Consider the following 4,891-nt stretch of genomic DNA (forward strand, 5'->3'; position numbering starts at 1 on the left):
TGTCATAAACCCCTGGCGCGCAAGACCCGCCGCTAAACCGGTTTGCCCAACAGGCCGCCGCGCCGCGCCACCAGCGTCGCTTGCGTTCGATTGGGCACGCCAAGCGTGGCCAGAATCACGGAGATATGCGCCTTGACGGTCTTCTCCGTCACGCCCAGCTGCTCGGAGATGTCGCGGTTGCGTATGCCGTCGCACATCAGGCGCAACACCTCAATCTGACGCGGCGTCAATTCGCTGAGCAGGGCGGCTTCATCGGGCCGTTCAACCGGGGGCGATGGTGGCGACATACCGGGCTGCACAGCCGGCGTCACTCCGGGCAGCACGCCGGGCGACACACCGCGCGATACACCGCGCAGCACACCGGGCGACCCCAGCACGCGTTGCGCGTCAGGCTGGCCGTCAGGCAGGTAGGGCAGGTCGATTTGTTCAAGGGCCGAGAGCAGCATCTGGCTGCTCGCCGATTTGTGCAGGAAGGCGCGGGCGCCGGCGGTCATCGCGCAGCGTCGGTCGTGCGCATCTTCAGACGCCGACAACACCAGGATGCGCACGCCTGGCCGCACTTGCCGCAGCCGCTTCAAAAGGGCCGTGCCGCCTATGTCAGGCAGGTAGTAATCCATGATGACGCGGCTGATGTCAGCGCGCGATTCAAGAACGGCCAGCGCTTCAGCGCCGCTTGCGGCGGGGCAGATATCCAGCGAAGGCGCCATGTGTCCGATCGTCATCATGAGTCCCTCACGGAACATGGTGTGATCTTCGATCATCAGCACTGCGGTCACGGGAAGTCTCCGGAAAGCGGGCCGCGTCAGCCAATTGGCCGAGTCGGAGTAGGGATGGAAGGGGAATCCGGCACCGATGCAAGAGCCCGCGTAGCGCGGATCGGCCGTGACACAGTCGGAAATAACTTAACAAAGCCTGACGTGCCGGTCAACGAAATATCCAGCCGCCGTGGCGTCGGATTGTGTTGCGTCCTAGGACTAAGGTCCAATGCGGCCCCTATTCATTCCGGTTAATTTTCGGCGTCAACGCAAGGATTCAGTTACCAGGGAAGTGGTAACTGAATATTTTTTGCGGTGAGGATAGCGTCGGGTGAGGACGGCCCGATTATTCAATTTCTGTCCATTTATCCCGAAAAGTTCCGGGCCGTTTTTGACGTGATGTGAAATATATCGGTTTATGTCTGGACTTGCCTGCATTAGCCGGCAGGTTCGTGTTCTGCATAGGGAAAATGCCCAATTTCAGGTATGGACGAAATTTGACAAAACCCGTCTAATTCTTGCGGTTGTTCACCCTTATGACGTATGGATTTTTCGGAAAAACTTCATGCTGAAGTTGCGCATAATCCTTGCCGAAAACGTGGACAAAGTGACAAACACCGGGTAAGGAGAATTTAATAATGTCAGCAACTGTGTTTTACGAGCGGGCTGTTGCGCTGGACCGTGCGGCGCACCAAAACACCAAAATCCAAATCCAGCCGGACCACTACGCGTTTGCGCACGACACGAATGCGCTGCCCATTGCGGCCAGCGAATTCGCCGATGCCGGCCGTCATTACCCCATCGTTTTCGTCGGTGACGAAGCCGGTAACTTCCACGTTGCCGTGCTGCTGGGCCTGGAAGACAAGTCCAACCTGTTCGTGACCGAGCAGGGCACCTGGAGGCCCGACACCTACGTGCCGGCCTTTGCCCGCCGTTACCCCTTCGTGCTGGGCACGACGTCCGAAGCCGACCGCCTGGCCGTCTGCATCGACGAGTCCTACCCCGGCATCAATACCGCTGACGGCGTGGCCTTGTTTGAAGACGGCAAGGAAACGGGCTACCTGACGCAGATGATGGAATTCCTGCGCGTGTTCCAGGGCGAAATGGAACTGACCAAGAACATGGCCAAGCGCTTGAACGAGCTGGGCTTGTTGTCGGCCAAGACGATCACGATTTCGCAAGCCGATGGCGACCGCTACCTGAGCGGCTTCTGGGTGGTGGACGAGCAGAAGTTTGCCGGCATCGACGACGCGCGCGTGGTCGAGCTTCAGCGTTCGGGCATCCTGCGCTTGATCGAACTGCACCGCGCATCGCTGGGCAACATCCAGCGCCTGGCCATGCAGTTGGACGAGCAGCGCCGCCTGAAGGCGCAGCAGCAAAAGGACGTGGCGTCCAGCACTGACGCCGCGCCCGCTGACACGGCGTCCGCCGAGTCCGCGGCCTGACAGCGCCACCCGGGCCATGCTGACCGCTACCTTGACTCCCGCGATCGGCCCGGCCGCAAGCCAACCCGGCGCCGAGCCGGAGATCCACATCCCCCTGCACACGCTGCGGGGGGAACGGCGGATCTGGGCGGATCGCCTGCTGTCTGTCTTCAAGGGCAGGCAGATCGACGGGGTCGAGTGGTCGATGAAGTTTTCGGCCGCGGGTCTTGTTGGCAACCGGTTCATGCTGGGCATCCAGCGTGAACACTGGCATCAGCTGGACATGGCCACGCTGTCGCAGGCGCTGGCCATTCCGCAATCCCTGTGGATGCGCGTGCAGCAAGACATGGAGCACGCACGCGCCATGTTCTTCGCTTACGAGCCGGACGGCGCGGCGGGCACTTACCGCATCTACCTGGAATTCATGCCCACGCCCGAAGCGCTGCGCCAGCACGGCGTGTTGCCCTTGGGCTGCGGCTACAAATGGCATCCGGCCACGCAGCAGGAAGCGGCCATTACCGCCTACCGCATGCGCTATCTGGCTGACCGCGCCGCGTTTGACGCGCATCTGGCGCCGCGTTTGGCCAAGCTGGCCAACCCCGTGTTGCGTCAGGTGGCCGAACGCATCGCGCAAGAGGCCTGCGAGCAAGCCGACCCCAGCGGCTTCATGTTTCTGGAAGTGGACGAAGCCGACACCCGTCGCGATTCGTTCACCGTCACCTTCCGCGGGGCAGATCTGCCTTTGCGAGCCTTCATCCCCGACCTGTTGCGTGTTGCCGCCAGCTTGGCGCTAGCCGAAAGCGAGGTCCTGGGTTTTCTTTTGCCCGACGAACCGCGCAGTCTGTACAGCCTGGCTGCCGGCGCCGCGCGGGACGGACACGAGTTTCTGACTGTCTACTATGACTGACAACGACAAGCTTCTCTTCCGCCCCGCGCCCACGCGCACGGGCATGATCGCGCTGGCCGTGTTGACGGCAATGGGTATGGCGGGCTGCGCCGCGCAAAAAAGCGCACCGGCCGCGAAGGCTGACACCGCGCCGATGTCGGCCTCGGGCGTCGCCACGCCGGGCGTCGCCACGCCGGGCGTCGCCACGCCGGTCACCGCCACCGCAGCGCCGGCAAGCGGCGTGCAGACCGAAAGCGGCACGTTGAAGATGGGGCAGCGCACGCCGGAGCAGGATTCCGGCTTCGGCAAGACGACGCCCAGCGCGCAGATGGATGACGTTGCGCCGTCGCCCGCGCCGCGTTTTGACGAAACCACCGTGCTGCCCGCGCCGGTGTCGTACCTGCCGCAAGACAACCCGGCGTACAACGGTGCGCAGTTGCCGGATCAAACCGATCCGATGACGCTTGACCAGGTTTACATGATGGCGCTACAGAACGACCCGCAATTGCAGGGCGCCTATCAAGAGCTGCAAGCAGTGGGTTACGGCGTGACGTCCGCGCGCGCGGGCCTGTTGCCCAGCGTCACCGGCGAAGTGAACCGCAGCCGCGTCAAGCAGAACGTGGTCGATAGCGAAAACGCCGTCTACCAGACGGGCCGCGCCAACTGGGCCGAGAACGGCTGGGCGCTGACCCTGAACCAGCCCATCTTTGAACTGGGCGCGTATCACAAGTGGCGCCAGGCGCAGGACGCCGAACGCAAGGAAGTGGCCAGCTACGCCTACGCGCAGCAAGATTTGATGCTGCGCACGGCCACCGCGTATCTCAGCGTGCTGGCCGCGCAAGATCAGGTGGAACTGACCGAGGCCGAGCGCCGCACCACCCAAAAGCAGATGGAATTGGTGCAGGCCCGCTATCACAGCGGCCAGGAAACGCGCGTGGGCTTAAGCGAAGTGCAGGCGCGTCTGGACATCCAGGACGCCAACACGCTGCTGGCGCGCAACGATTACCTGGACAAGCAGCAAGCCATTCAAGAAATCATCGGCTACGGCAACCTGAAGCTGCGTCCGGTGCGCAAAGACCTGCCCATGACCTTGCCTGCGCCCAACGACGCGCAAGCCTGGCTGCGCACGGCGCTGGACCAGAACTGGTCGATCCGCGCGGCGTCCGCCGGCGTGGCCGTGGCCGAAAAAGAAGTGGCGGTGCAAAAGGCGGGCTACTACCCCAGTGTGAACCTGCGCGCGTCCACCGGCCGCAACGAAACCGGCGGCAGCTTGTTTGGCGGCGGCAGCACCGTGGCCGATACCCGCTTCACCGTGAACCTGTCGGTGCCGATTTTTCAGGGCGGCTACACGTACGGCATGAGCCACGCGGCCGCCAGCCGCTTGAGCGCCGCGTCGTCCGACTTGAGCCTGACGCGCCGCAAGGTGCAGCGCCAGGTGTTCTCGTCATTCCAGAACATCGTCATCGGCGTGGACCGCATTCGGGCGCTGAACAGTTCGGTGGAATCGTTTGAGCTGGCGCTGAAGCTGAAGGAAGAGGGCTTTACGGCGGGCTTGAACGACATCGTGAGCGTGCTGGACGCCTCGCGCAATCTGTACAACGCCAAGCGCCAGCAGGCCGAGGCTGGCTACAACTTTGTGCTGGACGGCCTGAAGCTCAAGCAAGCAGCAGGCACGCTGAACGCCGCGGATATCGCGGCGATCAGCCAGCAGATTCTGTAAAGCAAAGCAGAAAAGGCAGGACGTGCGCGGCACCACCCGCGCACGTGGGGAAGTTCAAAATCCTGGGCGCGTCCGGCGCCCGCAATAACAAATGTCGAGCGACGAT

At 62.9% G+C, this 4,891-nt stretch carries 4 protein-coding genes; 3 read left to right on the forward strand and 1 reads right to left on the reverse strand.

Translation table 11 applies throughout. The features are described 5' to 3' along the window. Window positions 1-32: 32 nt before the first annotated feature. Window positions 33-776 carry a response regulator gene (locus tag AC1DSJ_RS01960; protein ID WP_441370884.1) on the reverse strand — a complete coding sequence of 248 codons (744 nt, stop codon included), beginning with the start codon at window positions 774-776 and terminating at the stop codon, window positions 33-35. A gap of 617 nt (window positions 777-1,393) precedes the next feature. On the opposite strand from AC1DSJ_RS01960, the gene AC1DSJ_RS01965 reads away from it, so the two are divergent. From AC1DSJ_RS01965 to AC1DSJ_RS01975, 3 genes are read left to right on the forward strand one after another with little or no spacing between them, the layout of a single operon-like run. Further along, entirely contained in the window at window positions 1,394-2,200 is an 807-nt protein-coding gene (locus tag AC1DSJ_RS01965; protein WP_175169181.1) for a SapC family protein, read from the forward strand. 16 nt (window positions 2,201-2,216) lie between these two features. Continuing rightward, complete coding sequence (locus AC1DSJ_RS01970) at window positions 2,217-3,086, forward strand: hypothetical protein (RefSeq protein ID WP_391432291.1); 870 nt, start codon at window positions 2,217-2,219, stop codon at window positions 3,084-3,086. Next, window positions 3,079-4,785 carry a TolC family outer membrane protein gene (locus AC1DSJ_RS01975; protein ID WP_441370885.1) on the forward strand — a complete coding sequence of 569 codons (1,707 nt, stop codon included), beginning with the start codon at window positions 3,079-3,081 and terminating at the stop codon, window positions 4,783-4,785. The genes AC1DSJ_RS01970 and AC1DSJ_RS01975 overlap by 8 nt, the downstream gene beginning before the upstream one ends. Window positions 4,786-4,891 lie beyond the last annotated feature (106 nt).

The organism is Achromobacter sp. 01N37, from assembly GCF_056399725.1.